The 18,951-nt window shown below is 66.6% G+C and carries 21 protein-coding genes and 1 tRNA gene; 14 read left to right on the top strand and 8 right to left on the bottom strand.

Annotated features, from left to right (window positions below; all coding sequences use genetic code 11):
* The first annotated feature begins 22 nt into the window (after window positions 1-22).
* Window positions 23-325, top strand: a complete 303-nt coding sequence (locus ACGFJ2_RS27580) for an antibiotic biosynthesis monooxygenase (protein ID WP_357962276.1) — start codon at window positions 23-25, stop codon at window positions 323-325.
* A 46-nt stretch (window positions 326-371) separates the two neighbouring features.
* Window positions 372-1,124, top strand: coding sequence for a helix-turn-helix domain-containing protein (locus ACGFJ2_RS27585; protein ID WP_393472970.1), 753 nt, complete (start codon window positions 372-374; stop codon window positions 1,122-1,124).
* 88 nt (window positions 1,125-1,212) lie between these two features.
* Here ACGFJ2_RS27585 and ACGFJ2_RS27590 read toward each other — a convergent pair whose 3' ends face one another.
* Window positions 1,213-2,802 (bottom strand): serine/threonine-protein kinase, encoded by a 1,590-nt coding sequence (locus ACGFJ2_RS27590; protein WP_393472973.1) that lies wholly within the window; start codon window positions 2,800-2,802, stop codon window positions 1,213-1,215.
* A 605-nt stretch (window positions 2,803-3,407) separates the two neighbouring features.
* Between ACGFJ2_RS27590 and ACGFJ2_RS27595 the strand changes: the two genes are divergently transcribed.
* The 6 genes from ACGFJ2_RS27595 to ACGFJ2_RS27620 all read left to right on the top strand — a co-directional run bounded on the left by ACGFJ2_RS27595 (window position 3,408) and on the right by ACGFJ2_RS27620 (window position 7,384).
* On the top strand, window positions 3,408-3,566 hold the full coding sequence (locus ACGFJ2_RS27595) for a hypothetical protein (RefSeq protein ID WP_357962267.1): 159 nt from the start codon (window positions 3,408-3,410) through the stop codon (window positions 3,564-3,566).
* Window positions 3,567-3,689: 123 nt separating this feature from the next.
* Window positions 3,690-3,839, top strand: coding sequence for a hypothetical protein (locus ACGFJ2_RS27600; RefSeq protein WP_393472977.1), 150 nt, complete (start codon window positions 3,690-3,692; stop codon window positions 3,837-3,839).
* Window positions 3,839-4,351 (top strand): TlpA family protein disulfide reductase, encoded by a 513-nt coding sequence (locus ACGFJ2_RS27605; RefSeq protein ID WP_393472980.1) that lies wholly within the window; start codon window positions 3,839-3,841, stop codon window positions 4,349-4,351. The genes ACGFJ2_RS27600 and ACGFJ2_RS27605 overlap by 1 nt, the downstream gene beginning before the upstream one ends.
* A complete protein-coding gene (locus ACGFJ2_RS27610) occupies window positions 4,348-6,177 on the top strand; it encodes an ABC transporter ATP-binding protein (protein ID WP_393472983.1) in 1,830 nt (609 codons plus the stop codon). Before ACGFJ2_RS27605 ends, ACGFJ2_RS27610 begins: the two co-directional genes overlap by 4 nt.
* Window positions 6,174-6,671, top strand: a complete 498-nt coding sequence (locus ACGFJ2_RS27615) for a S26 family signal peptidase (protein WP_358206737.1) — start codon at window positions 6,174-6,176, stop codon at window positions 6,669-6,671. The genes ACGFJ2_RS27610 and ACGFJ2_RS27615 overlap by 4 nt, the downstream gene beginning before the upstream one ends.
* A 536-nt stretch (window positions 6,672-7,207) precedes the next feature.
* Window positions 7,208-7,384, top strand: coding sequence for a hypothetical protein (locus tag ACGFJ2_RS27620; protein ID WP_393472986.1), 177 nt, complete (start codon window positions 7,208-7,210; stop codon window positions 7,382-7,384).
* Window positions 7,385-7,995: 611 nt separating this feature from the next.
* Here the strand turns inward: ACGFJ2_RS27620 and ACGFJ2_RS27625 are convergent.
* From ACGFJ2_RS27625 to ACGFJ2_RS27635, 3 genes are all read right to left on the bottom strand, one after another.
* The gene (locus tag ACGFJ2_RS27625; protein ID WP_393472989.1) at window positions 7,996-9,522 is read right to left on the bottom strand and encodes a hypothetical protein; all 1,527 of its coding nucleotides are present in this window, start codon (window positions 9,520-9,522) and stop codon (window positions 7,996-7,998) included.
* 359 nt (window positions 9,523-9,881) lie between these two features.
* The gene (locus ACGFJ2_RS27630) at window positions 9,882-10,547 is read right to left on the bottom strand and encodes a hypothetical protein (RefSeq protein ID WP_393472992.1); all 666 of its coding nucleotides are present in this window, start codon (window positions 10,545-10,547) and stop codon (window positions 9,882-9,884) included.
* Window positions 10,499-10,960, bottom strand: coding sequence for a transposase (locus ACGFJ2_RS27635; RefSeq protein WP_393472995.1), 462 nt, complete (start codon window positions 10,958-10,960; stop codon window positions 10,499-10,501). The genes ACGFJ2_RS27630 and ACGFJ2_RS27635 overlap by 49 nt, the downstream gene beginning before the upstream one ends.
* Here ACGFJ2_RS27635 and ACGFJ2_RS27640 point away from each other — a divergent pair.
* A complete protein-coding gene (locus ACGFJ2_RS27640; RefSeq protein ID WP_393472998.1) occupies window positions 10,953-11,552 on the top strand; it encodes a hypothetical protein in 600 nt (199 codons plus the stop codon). The genes ACGFJ2_RS27635 and ACGFJ2_RS27640 overlap by 8 nt on opposite strands.
* Window positions 11,553-11,718: 166 nt before the next feature.
* Here ACGFJ2_RS27640 and ACGFJ2_RS27645 read toward each other — a convergent pair.
* Together ACGFJ2_RS27645 and ACGFJ2_RS27650 are read right to left on the bottom strand one after the other, a co-directional pair.
* Window positions 11,719-11,807 (bottom strand) — tRNA-Ser (locus ACGFJ2_RS27645).
* Between the two features lie 341 nt (window positions 11,808-12,148).
* On the bottom strand, window positions 12,149-12,712 hold the full coding sequence (locus ACGFJ2_RS27650) for a YceI family protein (protein WP_357957672.1): 564 nt from the start codon (window positions 12,710-12,712) through the stop codon (window positions 12,149-12,151).
* A 96-nt stretch (window positions 12,713-12,808) separates the two neighbouring features.
* Here ACGFJ2_RS27650 and ACGFJ2_RS27655 point away from each other — a divergent pair, with 96 nt between their 5' ends.
* Window positions 12,809-13,303: a MarR family transcriptional regulator gene (locus ACGFJ2_RS27655; RefSeq protein WP_357957670.1), complete on the top strand. Its 495-nt coding sequence runs from the start codon at window positions 12,809-12,811 to the stop codon at window positions 13,301-13,303.
* Here the strand turns inward: ACGFJ2_RS27655 and ACGFJ2_RS27660 are convergent.
* Window positions 13,260-13,766, bottom strand: coding sequence for a SigE family RNA polymerase sigma factor (locus tag ACGFJ2_RS27660; protein WP_357957668.1), 507 nt, complete (start codon window positions 13,764-13,766; stop codon window positions 13,260-13,262). The genes ACGFJ2_RS27655 and ACGFJ2_RS27660 overlap by 44 nt on opposite strands.
* A 218-nt stretch (window positions 13,767-13,984) precedes the next feature.
* On the opposite strand from ACGFJ2_RS27660, the gene ACGFJ2_RS27665 reads away from it, so the two are divergent.
* Window positions 13,985-14,926 (top strand): hypothetical protein, encoded by a 942-nt coding sequence (locus tag ACGFJ2_RS27665; protein WP_393473003.1) that lies wholly within the window; start codon window positions 13,985-13,987, stop codon window positions 14,924-14,926.
* A 5-nt stretch (window positions 14,927-14,931) separates the two neighbouring features.
* On the top strand, window positions 14,932-15,723 hold the full coding sequence (locus tag ACGFJ2_RS27670) for a MauE/DoxX family redox-associated membrane protein (protein WP_357957664.1): 792 nt from the start codon (window positions 14,932-14,934) through the stop codon (window positions 15,721-15,723).
* Between the two features lie 99 nt (window positions 15,724-15,822).
* Here the strand turns inward: ACGFJ2_RS27670 and ACGFJ2_RS27675 are convergent, their stop codons facing one another.
* A complete protein-coding gene (locus ACGFJ2_RS27675; RefSeq protein WP_357957662.1) occupies window positions 15,823-17,004 on the bottom strand; it encodes an ATP-binding protein in 1,182 nt (393 codons plus the stop codon).
* Window positions 17,005-17,222: 218 nt separating this feature from the next.
* Between ACGFJ2_RS27675 and ACGFJ2_RS27680 the strand changes: the two genes are divergently transcribed.
* Both ACGFJ2_RS27680 and ACGFJ2_RS27685 read left to right on the top strand, forming a co-directional pair.
* The gene (locus ACGFJ2_RS27680; protein WP_393473007.1) at window positions 17,223-17,708 is read left to right on the top strand and encodes a SigE family RNA polymerase sigma factor; all 486 of its coding nucleotides are present in this window, start codon (window positions 17,223-17,225) and stop codon (window positions 17,706-17,708) included.
* Window positions 17,705-18,940, top strand: a complete 1,236-nt coding sequence (locus ACGFJ2_RS27685) for a hypothetical protein (RefSeq protein ID WP_357957659.1) — start codon at window positions 17,705-17,707, stop codon at window positions 18,938-18,940. Before ACGFJ2_RS27680 ends, ACGFJ2_RS27685 begins: the two co-directional genes overlap by 4 nt.
* Window positions 18,941-18,951: the final 11 nt, after the last annotated feature.

Genomic DNA, 18,951 nt, shown 5'->3' on the forward strand with positions numbered 1-18,951 from the left:
CGCCCCCAATCAGGAGGTCCTCGTGATCATTGCCATTGTCGACTTCGACACCGCCGCCGCTGACCGCGCGACAGCCCTGGCCCAGCTCGACAGCGAACGCGAGGAGGTACGCGCGATGCCGGGTAACGTTGCCTATCGGGTGTACGCCTCCCGGGAGAACGAGACCCGGGTGACCATAGTCCACGAGTGGGACGACGAGGAGTCTTTTGCCGACTACCAGAAGTCGGACTCCTTCGCCCGCTCTGGCAAGGTGATTCGCCCGATGATGACCGGTTCGCCGGTGAGCCGACGCTTCCACGCGGAGCTGCTGGAGACCGTCGCCTGACCGGCGTCCTGGCGGCTCCCTATGATTGGTTCATGCGAGGCTGCGGATGACCCGGAAGGCGTACAGCTTCGTCCGTACGTTCCCGCGGGAGCCCGCCCGCGAGCTCAAGGTGGACCGCCACTACCTGCTCTGCGCCTCGACCGGTGCCCTCCGGCTCGAGGCGCAGGGCCAGTCGTGGCTCCTACCGCCGGCTCGGGCCGCCCTGATCGAGGCGGGTCACGCGATACAGGTGAGCATCCCGCAGCCGGTCACGACCGCGTCGGTACTGTTCGACACCAGATTCACCGCGTCCCCGCCGGCCCCGTTGACCGTATTCGACCTCAGCCCTCTGGCACGCGCATTGGTAACCGAGTGCGGCATCTGGGGCGAGAGCGACGAACCTCTGACGGCGTACGCAGAGACGCTTTTCACCGCGCTCGCCGCAGTGACCTGGCGGCTCGCCGAGCAACCGAGCCCCGTCGTCGTCCCGGTGGGCCGCTCACCGGAACTACGCCGAGCCCTGCGGCTGACCGAGCAGCGACTCGGCGTCGAGATCCGCTTCGAGGAGGTGGCAGTCGAGGTGGGCCTGGCACCACGATCGCTGGCCCGCCGCTTCGAGGACGAGACGGGCATGACGTGGCGGGCAGTCCTACGCCGGATGCGGGTGCTACGCGCGATCGAAGAACTGGCTGCGGGCGATACTCCGATCACCGAGATCGCGTTCACGGTCGGCTACACATCATTGTCGGCGTTCAACGCCGCGTTCCGACAACTGACCGCCCGCACACCCACGGAATACCGAGCCAGCTTCCGACCTTGACGGGGGCGGGCTCGCGCCTCGTACGCATTGGGCGGTGGCCTCGATCTCGGGGTGAGTCATGCGGGCCGGCGGTAGGCGTACGGCCGTGCTACGTGGCCGACTTCACCAGCTGATAGACATACTTCGTCAGGTCCCGGCCACGCGGTCTCGCCACCGTCGGCGCAGGCGAACCCTTGGTCAACATCTCGTAGGAGACCTGTACGAGCAGGTTGTCCTTGCGGAACATCGCGTGCGCGTACCCGTAGTCCTTGCCGGACGGGTTGGACAGGCACAGCTCGTCCGCGTAGTCATCAAGCCGCATGGCGTTCTTATAGAAGTCGGTGCGCTCCTCTTCGAAGGCCGCCGACGCGCTGGAATCGGTCGAGAATCGGAACAGCTTGACGACGACGTCGGCAGCCCAGGGGTGCTTGGACCAGTAGCCCTCCGTGCTCCAGCGGCATCCGCGCGACTCCACGAGGTCGTCGAACTTCTCAACCGGCGTATCTTCCTCGCCGTCATCCATCTTGGGAATGATCTTTCTCGCCCGGGTCACCACCTTGGTGCAGATGCCGGGGATCACGGTGTAGCGCACGGCAGCCGTCGGCGATGGGGTCACCGTGGGTATCGGGGACGGGGTGACGCTCGGCGTTGTGCGGGTTGCGACCGGGGAGCCTGTCGTGCCCTGCTGCCGTACGGCATTTCCACTGTCATGGGAGATCAGGGAGGGAAGAGCGATAACAACCACTGTGAGGAGGAGTGCCACCGCCACCGCCGCCGCCACCGCGGTCCTCCGTTTCCAGACCGCCCCGGACGGCGGGTCCAGGACGTCCGCAGGCAGCGCCTTCGTCCGCGCGCGACCATCGGGTGGCGGGGCCTGGGTCGCGGTGGCGACCGCACGCAGTTGCGTGCCGGCATCGGCCGCGTCGAGACGCACGCCGGCATCACGCTCCAGCAGGCCGGCAATTGTCGGTGCCAACGCCCCCGCTCGCGTCATCGGCTCGGGCGCGCGGGTCAGGGCCGACACGAGCGCGGCCGCCACATTGTCGGCGGCGTACGCCGGCCGGCCCTCCACGGCGAAGTAGAGCGTGGCACCCAAAGACCACAGATCGGCCGCCGGACCCGGCTGAGAACCGTCCAGCCGTTCAGGGGCGATGTAGCCGACGGTACCGACGAGCGACGCGGTCACGGTCGCGGTGGCGTCGGCGACCAACGCGATCCCGAAGTCGGTGAGCACCGCCCGGCCGTTGTCGTCGAGCAACACGTTCTGCGGCTTGACGTCCAGGTGCAGGACACCCTCGTCATGCGCCGCCGACAGCGCGTCGAGCACCTGGCTGCCGATCTCGGCCGCCCGCCGAGGATCCAGCGGCCCGTTGGCCTTGACCTCTTGGTCGAGCGAACGCCCGGCGATGAAACGCATGACGATCCACGGCCGGCCGTCCTCCTCCAGGACGTCATACACTCCCACGAGGCCCGGATGCTCGAGGCGGGCGATCGCCCTGGCTTCGCGCATCGCCCGCGCCCGCAGTCTGGCCTGCTCCTCCGCACTGAAGCCGGCGGCCGGCAGATGGAGCTCCTTGACCGCGACCGTACGGTGCAACTTGTGGTCGTATCCCCGCCAGACGGTGCCCATCCCGCCCGAGCCGACCGGCTCGCTCTCCAGCACGTATCGGCCGTCGGCCAGGCTCCGTCGTTCGCTCACGGGTACAGGGTCGTCTGGGTACATACCGGCTCGACCAGCCCATCTCCGCGAACGATCTCGTACCCGGACAGAGTGTAGCGACGCAGGCCAGCGAACGGGTCCGGATTCGCTGACCTCCGGCTATCCCGCCTCAAGGGACCTCGCGAGTGCGTTACTGCACCGCCCGCCCCGGGGTTCCGGAGATCGAATGAGCGGGGCCCTCCACTGCGGAGGATCGGGGATTGGAACCCCGGATGGTGTTGCCACCAAACCGTATTAGCGGCTCGGAGCAGAGCCGTCCCGATCGTTCAAATCTGGAGCAATATGCCGGGGTCGGTCTTCCCCGAACGGCATAGGACGGCGGTGAACTGCAACCCAAACTGCAACCCGGTGCCGCGTCTACATGATCATCTTCGGCGTCGTGATGGGCCTGAAGATGCAGTCTGTCGCGTCCAGCACGGTCTTTCGGTCAATGTTCGGCGCGATACCTCCTGGCCGAAATTATGAAAACCTGTACCTCTTGATCATTTTCCATGAAAATAATTTCGACCGTTGCGCCGTAATTCGGAAAACCGGATCATCGTGATCACCATCATCTCGCCCCGCAAGGCCAGAGAGGAGACATCATGCTCGGTCTCGTGGACCGTTTGCTGACGCGCGTCGCCCACAAGGTGACCGTGGAGGCCGGCTGCAGCAACTACTACTACTGCTCGGGTGGAATCAGGTACCTCCGTCAGTGCTGCCTGGACCAGGGTTGCCAGACGGTCAAGGTCGGCAAGTGCTGATGCGGCTGTAGTAGGCGTCCCGCGGGTGGCGGCCAGCCGCCGCCCGTACGGGGTGGAGGTGCCGTTGCTTCGGTACATCCGCCGCACCCCTTAGCGCCCCGTCAACTGGTCCGTAACAGCCTGATGATCATCGCAGCCGCGCTCGGCGTACTGCTGCCTGGGGGCCTGCCCGTGCTCGGCGGGGCGGCCCTGGCAGGTGCCGCGGGGCTCATCGGGGCGATCATGATCGCCTCCTTCGACGACTTCGTCGATCTCTTCGCGAGGAACGCCTGATGTCTTATCTGACCGCCGCCGTCGTGCTCATCGGTCTGCTTTGTGTGTTGAATCTGCTACTCACCCTCACCCTGATCCGCCGGATGAGGCAGATGAGTGGGGGAGGCGTCCAGCATGCCGGGCCTCCCATCGCGTTGCAGCCTGGCTCGCCTGTCGGCGAGTTCGCCGCTGTGACCGTCGACGGCGAGCCGGTGTCCCACGATACGGTCGCCGGCCTGGTCGGGTTCTTCTCCGCCGGCTGCGAACCCTGCCACAAGCTGCTTCCCCGCTTCAGCGAGCATGCCCGCACCCTCGGACGGGAGAACGTGCTGGCGGTGGTCGCCGGGGACGACACGGAGGCGGTCGAAGCGCTCGCGCCGGTGGCCCGGGTGATCGTGGAGGACTTCGACGGCCCGGTGGCAGGTGCGTTCCAGAACACGTGGACCCCGGCGCTCTACCTGCTCGGGTCTGATCACCGCGTCGTCGCCACAGGTGGACGCGTGGAGGACCTTTCCGTCGCATCGACGGCATGAGTGATCTGGGTACGAGCCGACGGGCCGGGATCCGGGACTTGGCCTCGTCCGCCGTGGAGGCCATGTCGCTGACCTGGCGGTCGGCACCAGGAGGGGTCACCGGCTACGTCTTTCTGACGCTCGCCGAGGCGGCGGCCCCGATCGCCACCGTATGGCTGACCAAATCGGTCATCGACCGGCTGACGACTCCCGACGGCGCGGTCGCGGGTCTCGCGCTCGGGTTGGCCGCGGCCGGTCTGGCCGCCGCCGCGCTTCCGGGGATCGGCCGCTATCTGCGCGCCCAGACCGGTCGGCTCGCGCGAGCCGAAGCGATCGACGGGCTGTTCGCGGCGGCCGAGCGGCAGGTCGGCCTCCGGCGTTTCGAGGATCCGGTGTTCCTCGACCGGTTGCGTCTAGCCCAAGAGGGCGCCGGGGGCACCGGCGACCTCGTCAGCGGAGTCTGCGGAAGCCTGAGCGGAGTCCTGTCCCTCGTCGGATTCGTGGGCTCCCTTCTGATCCTCAGCCCCGCCATGACCGCCCTGGTACTGCTGGCCGCCGTCCCAGCACTCATCGCCGAAGTGCTGCTGTCGCGGAGGCGGGCCACCATGCAGTGGGACATCGAGCAGATCCACCGCCGCGAGTTCTTCTACAGCCGGCTGCTCACCGGCGTCCAGGCCGCCACGGAGATCCGGTTGTTCGGCATCGGCGCGTACCTCCGTACACGGATGATGGCCGAGCGGCGCAAGGCCGACACCGCCGAAAGCCGGATGGACCGCCGGGAACTGGTCACTCAGGGCGGTCTGACCACGCTGAGCGCGGCGGTCGCGGGTGCCGGTCTGTGGTGGGCGATCACGGCCGCCCGTCAGGGTTCCCTCAGCGTCGGCGACGTCGCCATGTTCGTGGCGGCCGTCGGCGGGGTGCAGGCCGCGCTCAACATGCTCGTCTCCTCGATGGCGTCCGTCCACGAAGGGCTCCTCACCTTCTCGCACTACGTCGCGGTGATCAGAACCGAGCCGGACCTGGTGAGCGTGGACGAGGGGACGGCCCCCGCGCTGCGCCGGGGCATCGAGCTGCGGGACGTCTGGTTCCGCTACAGCGACGACCATCCATGGGTGCTGCGCGGGGTCGATCTGACGATTCCGCACGGCCGTTCGGTCGCCCTCGTGGGATTGAACGGCGCCGGTAAGAGCACCCTCATCAGGTTGCTGTGCAGGATGTACGATCCGACGCGCGGCCGGATCCTGTGGGACGGCGTGGATCTGCGGGACATCCCGCCCGCCGATCTTCGCGAGCGGATCAGCGCCGTATTCCAGGACCATATGAATTACGACATGTCCGCCGCCGAGAACATCGGGCTCGGTGACCTGCCCGCCCTGGACGACCCGGCCCGGATCGCGGAGGCGGGCGTCCGCGCGGGAGTGCACGAGACGCTCTCGGGACTGCCGCGAGGCTACGACACGCTGCTCACCCGCATCTTCTTCTCCGAGGCCGACAAGGGCGATCCCGAGACGGGAGTGGTGCTGTCCGGCGGACAATGGCAACGCCTCGCGCTGGCCAGAGCCCTCGTCCGCGACGGCAGAGACCTGATGATCCTGGACGAGCCCAGCTCCGGCCTGGATCCGGAGGCCGAGCACGAGGTGCACACCAGCATCCGGGAGCATCGGGCGGGTCGCACGAGCCTGCTGATCTCTCACCGGCTCAGCGCCGTACGGGATGCCGACCTCATCGCCGTGCTCCACGACGGGCGGATCGCCGAACAGGGACCGCATGAGGCGCTGCTTGCCGCAGACGGACAGTACGCCCGGCTGTTCCGGCTCCAGGCCTCGGGATACCAGGAGGTGCGATGAAGGCAGGCAATCTGCTCCTGTCGGCATCCGGCTTGCTGATCTTGGGAATGTCGCTGTGGTGGATTCGCCGGCGGTATCTGGTCGCCACTGTGAGCGGGCCCAGCATGGAACCCACCCTGCGTTCCGGCGACAGACTGCTCGTCCGCAAGACGAGGCGAGTCCGCGCCGGCCAGATCGTGGTCGTCAGGATCCCGAATCCTCCGCCGTTGGACGGCCTGCCGCCGGGTATCGAGCCCGGCGACGAGGACAAGGTGCCGGAGAGATTCGATCCTGGCTGGCACTTGCTCGTCAAGCGGGCGGTCGCGGTGGCCGGCGAACCTGTGCCGAGACAGGAATTCCCGTCGCTCCGCGACGTACCGGAGACCGTCGTGCCCCCTCGCGCCCTGGTCGTGCTGGGCGACAATCGGGACACCAGCTGGGATTCCCGGGAGTTCGGCTTCGTGCGGGGCGACCAGTTCATCGGCGTCATGATGCGCCGCCTGCCATCGCGTTGACCGCGCGAGGCGGGCATCGTCCTATCTTCAGGTGCTATACGAGACGAATGTCGCAGCCGACGACCGCTGGGAGGCTGACGATGTTGTGGGAACGGCGTGCCTCCGCCGCCAGGAGGCCCAGCATGTAGGCCTGCGCGGACTGTGCCCTTGGCACGGGCTCGGGCTGCGATCGTGTCGGCGATGTCGTCGGGAACATCGCGGATCTGCATGTTCCTAGGTATGCCTTCATTTTACATGCGTAGTTCGGCGCCGTGCGGGATCTGCTGCTGCGGCGACCAGCGCGGCGATTCCACCGGGAGCCGGAAACCATCATCATCAGCGGAATGGTCCGGCAATGGTCCGCCCAGGTGTAGCTGAAGATCGAGAGCCCCTCTCCAAATTGCTGGTGAGGGGCTCTAGCGTGCGGAGGATCGGGGATTTGAACCCCGGATGGTGTTGCCACCAAACCGCATTAGCAGCTAGGAGCTTGATCGTCCCAGGCCGTTCCATGTGGACCGATGTGATCGCGCGGTCCTCCTGGAACGGGGTAGTGCTGTGTGGAACTGCAACCCAAACTGCAACTCGCATCGATCTTCGATGCGGTTCGTGTGCGCTGGCTATGGCAAGGTACCACCGTGGCGTATGCAGTCGAGATGTTCGAACGCACCAGCGCTGCCAGCCGGCAGTCCACGCACGTTCAGGAAATCCTGACGTCGCCGGGCCTGCGGGACTAACCCTTCAAACGCCTGATCCCAGACGGTTCGACGACGAAGAATCCGTCATGGGCGGTACACGCGCCAGGCGGTCGGGTAAGAGTAGAGATCCGAGGGACGGGTGGTTTGAGATTAGGCGGATAATCTGAGCCGCCCGCCGTAAATAATGCACCCTCGAAGATCTGTCCAACTTGGGGAATGTCGATGCCTCGTCTGCCGTCTGGTGCTCGGACCGGTTTCGTACCCTCGGGCCATAGGGGAACCAGCGTCCTGAATTGCCGATAGTTATCGCCGTGTCTCGTAACCACAAGACACGACTCACTTTCCACCCACTCAAGCCGCGCCGTCAACGGCATCAGGGTGGAGTAGAATTCCCCCTGATATACAGCGATGGCCGGGTCGGTGCCAATAACGGCGTGACATACCTTGTCCGACGGGCACGGTTTAGACGGAGCGACTGCGGACGACTCACTTCGGCGGGCGTCTGCGGTGCAGGCCGCTAAACTCAAGACCGCAACAAGCACCGCGGCGATTTCGGATAGTCGTCTCACGGAGACAACCCCTTCTGCCGAGGGATGGCTGGACCGCCCTATAAGGCCGCGGTCCAGCCCTCTAGGTTACTCCTTGTCCCTCTATTCTCGGTTCCAAATCCTGTAGCCGAAGGCATCGCGGTACACCGTCACGTGGCTGTACGCGCAGTACAGGCCCGCCCGGCCCACGAGCGCGCCCTGTCCGACGACGATGCCATATGCGGTGAAGCCTGCTGACGGGCCTCCCGTGAAGACCGGGCCACCGCTGTCACCATGGTCACACCCGGTTCCGGCGGGCTGGTCGGTGACGAAGAGATTATCTGAGTTGTCGTTGGACCAGTTGGTTCTCTGTACAGTGCCGCAAGTGGTCCCGGTGGCCGTGCCCCATTTGCATACGTCATCACCGACCCACTGAACGGGATCCTCGGCATCCACATATGCCTTCTGGTTGGAGCTCCAGTAGAAGGTCCGGGTGAGGGTCAGATCTCCCCGGGTGTACAGCGCGGCATCACCATAAGCGCAACCCAACCAACATGAGTTGGTCAAACTGATCGTGGTGCAGTTGCCTCCATCGATGGAATAGTTGCAGTATCTCCTCGTCGATGCACCGTTAGCGCAGTGCCCAGCTGTGGCATGGCGCCGCGTCTCATAGTCCCAGGTGGCTACCACATTAAAGTTGGACGTGCAGTCTCCCAGATTCCCCCCACCCCGAATGTAAGGGTCCACGGCAGAGGTGGAAACCGAGGCGGAGGTGGCGGTGAATGAGAAGGTGGATGCGACGGGCCTATCCGTGACCGTCACGTCCACGGTGATGGACGGATTGGTGACCAGCGAAGACACCGCCGAATCGACGGCGTCGCCCTGGACGGACGCTTTGGCTGCGGGTACGGGGACGACGAGGCTGTGCACAGTACCGGTCCTGGCGTCGTAATAGCTGGCTACATCAGAGAAGCGAGGGTCGTCCCGGAGGGCGTGATGCACGCGCTTCTTCGTGTCGTTCAGTTCGGCCTCGGTGTAGCCCAGGCGGCCCTGTAACTCCACCCGGAGGGGCAGGGTTTTGGCCGCTTCTATGGCCGGTGCCGGAATGTCCCCCTTGAAGCCGAGCCAGACGTGTGAGCCGTCGGCGGCGCGCTCGCCACCAGCGAACTCGCCCTTGAAGGCTTGCTGGAGCTGGACCAGCTTCTGTTTGGCCGCAGGCCATGATCCGTGGCGCTCGATGGACTCGCTGAAGCTGACGCCTTGGGCCTGCGCCATCCCCTTCAGGACCTCAATGTGCGCGGCGGAGAGATCATCGATGGCGACGTCGGGGATATCTACCGGGCCGTCCGGCCAATTCGCGGTCGCCGCCGGATCAGTCTTTGCCTTCTCTGCGATGTAAGCGTCCACGGCCTGCTCCAGGGAGATCCCCTTGCGGTCCGCATCTCGCTTGAGTCTTTCCAGTGTTGGACGGTGGACTTTCGGTTGCCGCTCTGCTGCCAGCACCATGGTTTCGGTCCGAGCAGGGGATGCCGCAGCGGGGGAACCTGCGAGGCTAAACGCCGACAACGGCAGCAGTAGCGCCACGATGGCCAGGAACGTTACCCGCCTTGCTGCTGTCCCTCCTGCTAACCCTGAAGAAAGATCCGCCATTTTACCTCCACATGCGTGAGGGGGTTCGGCGGTGAAATTAACACGATCTTTTGCTATGAGTAAGGCTTGATTTCCTTGTTATTCTGTGGGGTGGTCGATGCATCTGGACAGTCGCTCTCCGCAGGCTCTGGGCAATCGCGTGACCGAGCAAAAAGTCTATTCTGCTGGCATTTCAGGGACGCCGCAGTTTGGACAGTGAAAGCCATTGCCCGGACAATGCGCGGGGGTAACCTCGATGACTCACGAGGTGGCCGGCCCTCCTGATCGTTTTCGGCTGATGAAGATTTGTGCCTGATCGCCCTGTTCGTTGCGGGTGGGTGGCACAGCGGCCCGCCCGAGACGCTCGGTGGGCGGCGGTTCTACGAGCCGCGGATGGGACCCGGTTGCTCCTTTCGGGATCGGTGGGATGCGTTCACGCTGGTCAGGTGGGCACTGGCTGGCAGGGCGGATGGGCGCCGCCAGCAAGCCAAGAAGGCGTTCTTCCAGGGCCAGGTGCTGCTGATCTTCAGGGTGTGTCGGCGGGTATGGGAGACCAGCCGGGCGGGCAGATGCCACAGGTGGTATCGGAGGGTCTGCGGTTCGGCACGGGCCAACTCCGCGTCGTCGTGCAGGCCCAGCAAGCGTGTCCAGGCGGCGATGTCGGCGGCGAGGTTGGCGGCGAGGTTGGCGGCGAGCACCCACCCGACGTTCACATTCCACGTTTTCGACAGCAAATTTGCGCAGGCCCATGGCCTTGTTCGTGCGCACCCTGTCCTCGACCTCGGCATGATCACGTCCACGGCATCAACGAACTGCACATGATGGCTGCCAGGGACACCACGCAGGCCGCGCGGGCCGAGGTTGGTAGCGATGATCGCGTACTTCCAGCCGCTCTGCTCCTCCAGGTCGGTCAGCTGGCGGGCATCGCGGGCCGAGGGCTTGACGCGGCGGACCAGCAACCGGACACCCCAGGCGGCGGCGCGCTCATCCAGCCCGGTCAGTTTCGCGACCTCGGCGTGGGGACGCACCATCCCGTCCTGGCGCACGGCCGGCTGCCAGGCGCCGGCGGCAGTTCGGCGATCGCGGCCTCGTCCACGTCGGTGATTTTCCAGCCGACGGTGAAACGAACCGTGCGCCGGGTGGTGTTCAGCCCTTTCATGTGTTCGACCAGGTCGCGGGTGTCACCCGCGCCGTCGATCCGGAACCAGATTTTGGCCCGGAAGCCGTCGGGGAGCTGAGCGATGGCCTCGGTGAGGCCCCGCACATGATCGGTGATGGTGTTGGACCGGGCCGATCCGGTCCGTAACAGCATCGCCAGTGACTCCTGCGTGTTGGCGCACCAGCCGCCCAGCGGGTGGAAGCCCCAGCCCTTCTTGAAGGTGGCCGAGGCGCCCTGTTTGTCGGAGTGGGCAGTGATCAGGGTGGCGGCCAGGTCGATGACGATCCACCCGGTGAGCACCTTCGGCTGGCAGGTCGCTCTCCTGGTCCTCGCGCCTGTTCCCACCGGGCTCCTTGCCTGGGCCGTTACCGACTGGCTGAGCTTCATCCGCGTGATCGGCCTGCGGCTGCTCGCCTGGTGGCGGCTGACCTGGGTCTACCGGCGACACTGGCAACCCGTCATGATCGTCTCCGGCCTCGGACGACCCCTGTGGGGTCGCGACTACCTGCCCCGCCTCGGCAAGATCACCTGTACGGCATGGGCCGACCTGGTCACCGTACGCATGCTCAAAGGACAGTCGGTCAAGGACTGGGCCGACCGCCTCGACCACCTTGCCCAGTGCTTTGGCGCGGCATCTTGCCGGGCGGCGGTCACGCGGGGCGGTCACCTTCAGCTCACTCTTCCGCGAACCGATCCGCTCGCCGTACCGCTTGCTGCTTTGCCTCTGCCGGAGGCGCCGACCGTGGAGCCGGTCGAGATCGGCAAACAGGAGGACGGGCGGCCGTGGCTGCTCAAGGTGCACGGCACACACGTCCTGGTCGCGGGCGCCACCGGCGCAGGGAAGGGCTCGATCATCTGGTCTACCATCCGCGGCCTTCTCCCGGCCGTCTAGGCTGGCCTGGTCGAGAGCTGGGCGCTGGCCCCCAAGCTGACGGAACGGTCCTATGGACGCGCCCTGGAGCGGCTCGCCTTGGGAAATCCGTAGCCGTCGCAACTACGGACCCCCCGAAAGATCAAAAGGCCCTCTCCCCAAGAACGGGGCGAGGGCCTCTCACCTGCGGAGGATCGGGGATTTGAACCCCGGATGGTGTTGCCACCAAACCGCATTAGCAGTGCGGCGCCATAGACCTGACTAGGCGAATCCTCCTGGTAGCCACGCGGCTCAGGACAGCGTACCGGCCTTCTGCCAAGGCAGCAAAGCGGTTGCCCGTCCCGGCCTGTCCAAAGGTTATCCACTGCCTGTGAATAACCTCCTGTGGACAACGGGCCGGACAGCAAGCCCGCCCCAAGGCGCGGCGGGGGCGGGCTCGGCGCGCGGACCCGCCACGCGGGTCCGGCGTACAAAACGCGACGTCAAGCGGCTCAGGTCGCGGGTCGAACGAGACTCCAAGCGGGTCGCCCCGCTGGGCCGAACGAGACGTAAAGCGGGTCACCCCGCTGAGCCGAACGAGACGTCAAGCGGCTCAGGCCGCTGGGCAAAGCGCGACGTCAGGCAGCCGGGTTGGCTTCGCCCTCGATCTCGACCTTGATCTTCTTGCCCACCAGGACGCCGCCCGTCTCCAGGGCCTGGTTCCAGGTCAGCCCGAAGTCCTCGCGGTCGAACTCGCTGGTGATCGAGAACCCCCACACCGCCTGGCCCCAGGGGTTCGTGCCGGCGCCACCGTACTCGACCGTGAGCTCGATCTCCTTGGTGACGTCACGGACGGTCAGGTCGCCGACGACGGTGAACTTGTCACCCGAGTGGCTCACCACGCGGGTGCTCTTGAAGGTGAGCGTCGGGAACTTCTCGACCGACAGGAAGTCGTCGCTGCGCAGGTGGCCGTCACGGTCGGCGACACCGGTGGTGAGGCTTTCGGTCTTGATCGTGAGCTCGGCCGACGACTCGAGGGGGTTGTCGGCGATCGTCACGGAGCCGGTGAAGTCGCCGAAGCTGCCGCGCACCTTGCTGACCATCATGTGCTTGACCACGAAGCCGATCGTGGTGTGGGCGGTGTCGAGGTTGTAGGTGCCGGCGGCGGGGACGGTCAGGCCTTCCCAAGTGCGGGTGGTCATGGGGTTCTCCTCGGAGGATGATTGCTGTGCGGATGTTTGCGGCAACAAATGTCTACACGAGGAATATTCCTCTCGTCAACAATCGTCGGTTAAGCTATGAACGTGGTCAACATTGATGACCCCCGGTTGACGGCCATGGGCCTGCTGTCGGAGGTTCAAGCAGGTCTCGCGGCCAGGATGCAGCCGGTGTTCGGCGCCGCCGGGCTGTCCGAGATCGATTTTGAGACGCTGCTCCGGCTGGGGCGCTCGCCGCGGCAGAGCTTGCGGATGAGTGATCTGGCCGCACAGACGGGCCTGTCCACCAGTGGTGTGACCAGGGTCGTCGACCGGCTCGAACGCGACGGTCTGGTGGCCAGGGTGGCCTGCGCCGTCGACCGCCGGGCCTCCTACGCCACGCTCACCGACGCGGGGCGGGAGAAGCTCGACATCGTGCTGCCGCAGCACCTCGAGGACATCGACAAGTCTCTGACCAGCCTGCTCAGCGCGGAGGAGCTGGAAACCTTCCTGGCCACGCTGCGGACGATCCGCGATGTCGTACGGCCCTGCGCTACGGCCGGAGCTGTTGAGGGGGAATGCCCAGCTCAACCCTGAGCTTGGCCATGGCGCGTGACATCGTGCTCTTGACCGTGCCGAGGCTGATGCCCAGCGTTCTGGCGATCTCCGGTTCGGTCATGTCCTCGTAGTAACGCAGCACGATCGCGGCCCGCATCCGGGTGGGCAGCCGCCGCAGCGCCTGCTCCAGGAGATCGTGCAGGTCGCCGCTGGCTTCCGCCTCCGGGGCGACCTCCGGTAGGTCCTCCGACGGGTACTCCTCCAGTCGGCGCCGCCGCCACTGCGAGATGTTGATGTTGACCATCGCCCGCCGTACATATCCGTCGAGCGCGGCTCTGTCCTGGATGCGGTCCCATGCCAGGTACGTCTTGGTCAGCGCGTTCTGCAGGAGATCCTCCGCGTCCAGCGGATGTCCCGTGAGCTGGTGGGCGGTGCGCAGCAGGGCAGCTCCGCGCGCAACGACGTACTCGCGGAACTCCTCTTCCCAGCTGGCGGTCTGCATCGTGGCCAGAATCGCAGCCAAAGGCCAAGATAGGGCGTAACCGGAATTCAGGATTCGGCCCGCCGACGATAAAGGTAGGTCAAGGTCGGTGGCGGTTTGTACGTCGCTGGGGGTCAACTTCTGCCCCGAGGGGTGCGTTTTTTGCTCTCGAATGCACGAGTGCAGCGAAGTACCCCCCGGAGTCGTGTGACCCTATTAGCGCGACAAGGGAGGGACTGATGGGGTATCCGAGCGTGGAACGCCGCCGGGTGCTCGCGGCCGCGGCGCTGGGCCGGGAGGCCGGGATCCCGGGCTCCGGCGAGGGGGACCCCTTACGCGCGGTCATAGGGGACATCCTCGACATAAGCCCACATCTCATCACCATCGAGACCCCCGAGGGCGCCGAGGAGCGGCTCGTCATCGCCCCCTGGGCCACCGCCTGGCACGGTGGTGACCAGGCGCCGAGTGATCTGCCCGTGGGCTCGACGGTCATCATGCGTACCCTGCGCGACGGCCGGGTGGTCGAGCGCCTCTGGGCCGACATCACGCGGCTGACCGGGACCATCCTGTCCGTGGAGGGACGCAAGGACCTGTCGGTCCAGCTCGACTGCGGGCCGCACCGGGGGCGCCGGACCATCGTCATCCCATACCGTGCGACAGGTCGCATCATGGTGCGACACGCGCGGTTCGAGCCGGGGTTCCTGTTCGACGCGATCGGCATCAGAAAGGGCGGGGCGAGTCTGGCCCTGCTGCCCGCGACCTCGCAGCCCGCCTATCCGGCGCGGGCCGTGCCGGCTCCGCCGCCCGCCTACGGGGGCCTGCAGTCACGCGTCTCCGGTACCGCCACCTGGTCCGACGCCTTCGACCAGGAGGATCGGGGGGCCGCGTACCCCATGGTCGAGCGCTCTGACGTGGACTGCCCGGACGCCGAGGTGTCCTGTACGGGCCTGCCGTACCTCGCCATCGGGTCGATGCTGCAGGTGGGGAACCTCTGCACTAATCGATCCGCTAACGTGCCGATCGTGGCGTGTGGCTGCGTGGCCGGGCGCTTCTGCGACCGCTGCACCGAGTGCGACACCTCTCCTCGCGGGCGGATCGCCGAGCTGTCGCCGTTCTCGTACGTGGAGCTGGGCGGCGACCTGGTCAAAGGGTGCTTCAACGCGCAGATCGGATTGGGGTGACGCTCGTGCTGGCATCGCAACTGCCCGCGCTGATCGTGCTGCTCGTCTTAGGGGCGGTGGCGAAGGTGTCCACCGTGCGTACGGGCGGGGAGATGGGCACGCTGGCCCGGCTGGGACCGGCGGCGCTGGTGCCCGCCCGCATCGAGGTGCCGGTGCTGATCGTCTGCGCGGTCGGTGAGCTGGTGATCGCGACCGGGCTGCTGGTGAGCACGTCTCCGATCTTCCGGTGGATGGCGGTCGCGTTCTTCGCCATGTGCACCTATGTCCTGCTGGAGGTACGTCGGCGGCGGCCCGACGCGGGGTGCGGATGCTTCGGCGAGGTGAGCGCGGCACCCGTCGGGCTGCGTTCGATCGCCAGGACCATGGTCCTCACCGGGATGGCCGTGCTGTCGATATGGGGTGAAGAGCCCGGCTGGTTGGTCTTCTTGCACCCGTCGTGGTTCATGGCCGCCGGGGTGGTCGTACTCCTCGTACTGTCGCCCGAGCTTGAGGAGATGGTGGATCGGCTGCGTTATCGCGCGCCGTGCGAGCAGCGCCCCGGGCCGGCCATGGAGGTCACCCTGGCCAGGCTCCGGTCGAGCGGACCCTGGCGGCAGCACCGGGAGCAGCTCGCCGCGGTCGAGCCGTACGACAGCTGGCGTGAGCTGTGCTGGCGCTTCTTCGCCTTCGAGCGGCGGGATGGCGCCGATGTCGTGTTCGCGGTCTATCTCAGCGGGCGGCGTCCGGCTGTACGGGTGGCCGTGGTCGAACACCAGGGTAGCGGCGCTCTGCCGGTTTATACGCCTGTATCGGCCTGACGCTAGACAGCGCTATAGAACCCTCGACAACAAGATATGACTCTATTGGGCTATCTAGCTTCCCCACTAGACAGCCCAATAGAGGACTAGGGGTGTCGCCTAGATCGGTTGGGCACGCAGGAACCTCCCGAAATGCGGCACGGTGAACGCGATCAGGCCGCGCTCAGCGCTGTAGATCAGCCCCTTCTTGATGAGGCTGTCGCGGGCGGGTGACAGGCTGGACGGCTTGCGCCCCAGCGCGTCGGCCACGTCCGCGGTGGCGACCGGCTCGTCGCCGATCTGCGCCATGGCGTGCATGTAGTCGCGCTCCGCCGGGGTGGCCCGTTCGTAGCGGCTGCCGAAGAAGCCCACCGCAAGCTCCTCCTCGGCCTCGGGCGCGGACACCTTGACGTCGTCGAGGGTGATCGGGCTGCGCGGCGCCAGATCCCAGGCGACCTTGCCGTAAGCCTGGACGAAGTAGGGATAACCGTCGGCGGCCTCGTAAAGGGCGTCGAGGGCGTCCTGCGTGAACTCGACCTCTTCCTCCCGCGCCGGCAGCATCAGCGCGAGGTCGGCCGCCTCGCGGTCGAGCTTGTCGATGCGGGCGTAGCGGAAGAGCCGCTCGGAGTAGCTCTTGCTGGCCGACAGCACGCTCGGCAGGTGCGGCAGGCCCGCGCCGACCACGATCAGCGGCCCACCGGACTGCGAGAGCTCATGGCAGGCGGCGCACAGCGCCGAGACGTCGGCGGGCTGCACGTCCTGCATCTCGTCGATGAAGAGCGCGATGCCGACGCCCAGGTCGGTGGCCACGCTCGCGGCGTCGACGAACAGCTCGGTGAGGTCGATCTCGAGGTCGCCGGAGTCGGCCCGGCCACGGCTGGCCGGCACCTCGATCCCGGGTGACCAGTGCGAGGTGCCCTTGGCGGCGGCCGGATCGCGCATCGCGAACGCCTTGAGCACGCCCAGGAACTCCTCGATGCGCTCCGGCGCGCGATGCCGGGGAGCCAGCTCGCGGATCGCCATGTGCAGCGCGGCCGAGACGGGACGGCGGATCGACTGGTCGGGCCGGGCCTCGATCTTGCCCGTGCCCCACAGCCGCTGCATCGCCATGGACTTGAACGTGTTGAGGAGCACGGTCTTGCCGACGCCGCGCAGACCGGTGACGACCATGCTGCGCTCGGGACGGCCACGGGCCACCCGCTCCAGCACGACCTCGAACTGCTGCAGTTCGCGGTCGCGCCCGGCGAGCTCCGGCGGGCGCTGTCCGGCTCCGGGGGCGTAAGGATTGCGCACGGGGTCCACGCTCTCGGACTTTATTGCGGGATATAGCGGCCGTCTTAGATTTGGGAAGAAAGCGCTACGGCGTGTCCGAGCAGGGGCCGTCGCCAGTATTGTCATCGGACGCACCCCCTCCCACCAGGCCGAACCCTTGTTCGAGTCGGTCCCTAGAACTGTAGCGCGCACTCGAACACGTGCGCGATGGTTTCGAGTAAAGATCTTTGCAACAGAGCGAGCGGCTCGTGCGTCCCGGTGATGTGGAGTTCGAGGATTTCGTCCGAGCCAGGGGCGCGGCGCTGGTCAGGTACGGCTATGTGCTCACCGGCAACGCCGAGGACGCCGCGGATCTGGCCCAGGAGGCGCTGCTCAAGCTGAGCGACAACTGGGGCCGGGTCCGCAACAAGGACAGCCCCGAGGCGTACGTACGCACGACCATGGCCCGCCAGCACATCAGCTGGTGGCGTCGGCGGCGCAGAGAGCAGCCGACCGACGACGTCCCCGAAGGCGTCCACTACGACACGCATTCCTTCGGCGAGCTCTGGAAGGAGCTCGCGACGCTGCCCAGGAAGCAGCGGACCGTGCTGGTCCTGCGCTACTACGAGGACCTGCCGGATGAGGAGATCGCCGCGATCCTCGGCATCTCACGTGGAACTGTGCGCAGCCAGGCGTTCCGGGCGCTCGCCACGCTCCGGGTCCGGCCCGCTGTGCTGGAGAGGGGACGGGCATGAGGACAGAGGACGAACTGAGCGGCGCGCTGCGCGATGCGGCGTACCAGGCTCCCGAGCTCGACCTGCTGGCCGGGGTCGGCGCGCGCAGGCGGCGGCGGACCAGGCGGCGTGCGCAACTGTTCGCGGCGGTCGCGGTGGTCGCGGTGGTGGGCACGAGTACGGTCGTCGCCCAGGGCACCTTCTCCAGCGGGGGCGGAGAAGAGGCGGCCGTCACGTCGACCACGACCAGGCCCGAACCTGAGAAGACCATAACCGTGACTCCGAGACCGCAGACCCAGGCCAAGGGAACGCCGGTCGGGAAGCTCTGGCCGCAGGCGGTCTTCCAGATGCCGGCGAAGAACGCCGACGGCTGGCGCTACCGCCCGATCACCGGCATCAACGCCACCGAGGTGCTGCTCATGGCGGCGCCCTCGTCAGGAAAGCTCGGCAAGATCGAGGTGTACGACACCAAGGCCGGTAAGTCCCGGGTGGTAACAGAGATCCCCCGGACTCGGGGGTTGGAACAATACTTCCTGCAAACCGCCTCGACCGATGGTACGAACGTCGTCTGGTTCTCCAGCGGGTCGAAGGGCGGGAACGCGGTCACCGAGCTCTGGTGGGCCCCGCTGTCCGGCGGCAAGGCCAAGCTGGCCGTAACGTTGACCGGCGGTGACGAGGCCGTTGAGGCTATCGGCGTGGACGGTGAGAGCGTCGTCTGGTCGCCGCGGAAGGGCGGCGTCTACCGGAAGCCGTTCGCCAACGGTGCTCCCAACCGCGTGCCCAAGTCTGATGGGCTGCAGCTGATCAGCTGGCCATGGGCGGGCGACGCGAGCACTGACGACGAAGAGTTCGAGACGCCCGGCCGCAACCAGTCCAAGGTCGTCAACCTGGCCGATGGGACCGTGACCAAGGTTGTGATCAAGGACGGGATGAAGGACCTGCGGTGCGGACCGGTCTGGTGCCGTGGCCGCCAGGGCACCACTTCTGTCGTCCAGCACGTCGACGGGACCGGAGTCAAGAAGCTCCCGAAGGGGTTCAGGATGTACGCCATCCTCGATCGCTTCCTGCGATCGGCCGATACCGTGTACGACCTGAACACCGGCGAGCTGGCGCGCATCGAAACCACCGGTGGCTGGAGCAGCGACGGCATCTCGTCGGAGCCCAGCACGATCCTCTACGGGGGCACTACAAAGGGGGGCAACCCCGACAAGTACTGGGTGCTCAACTTGGCAGCCGTCCCGCCCGCGCAATAGCGTTCGGAGCC

The sequence above is a fragment of the Nonomuraea sp. NPDC049028 genome (assembly GCF_043197735.1).
Taxonomy (GTDB): Bacteria; Actinomycetota; Actinomycetes; order Streptosporangiales; family Streptosporangiaceae; genus Nonomuraea.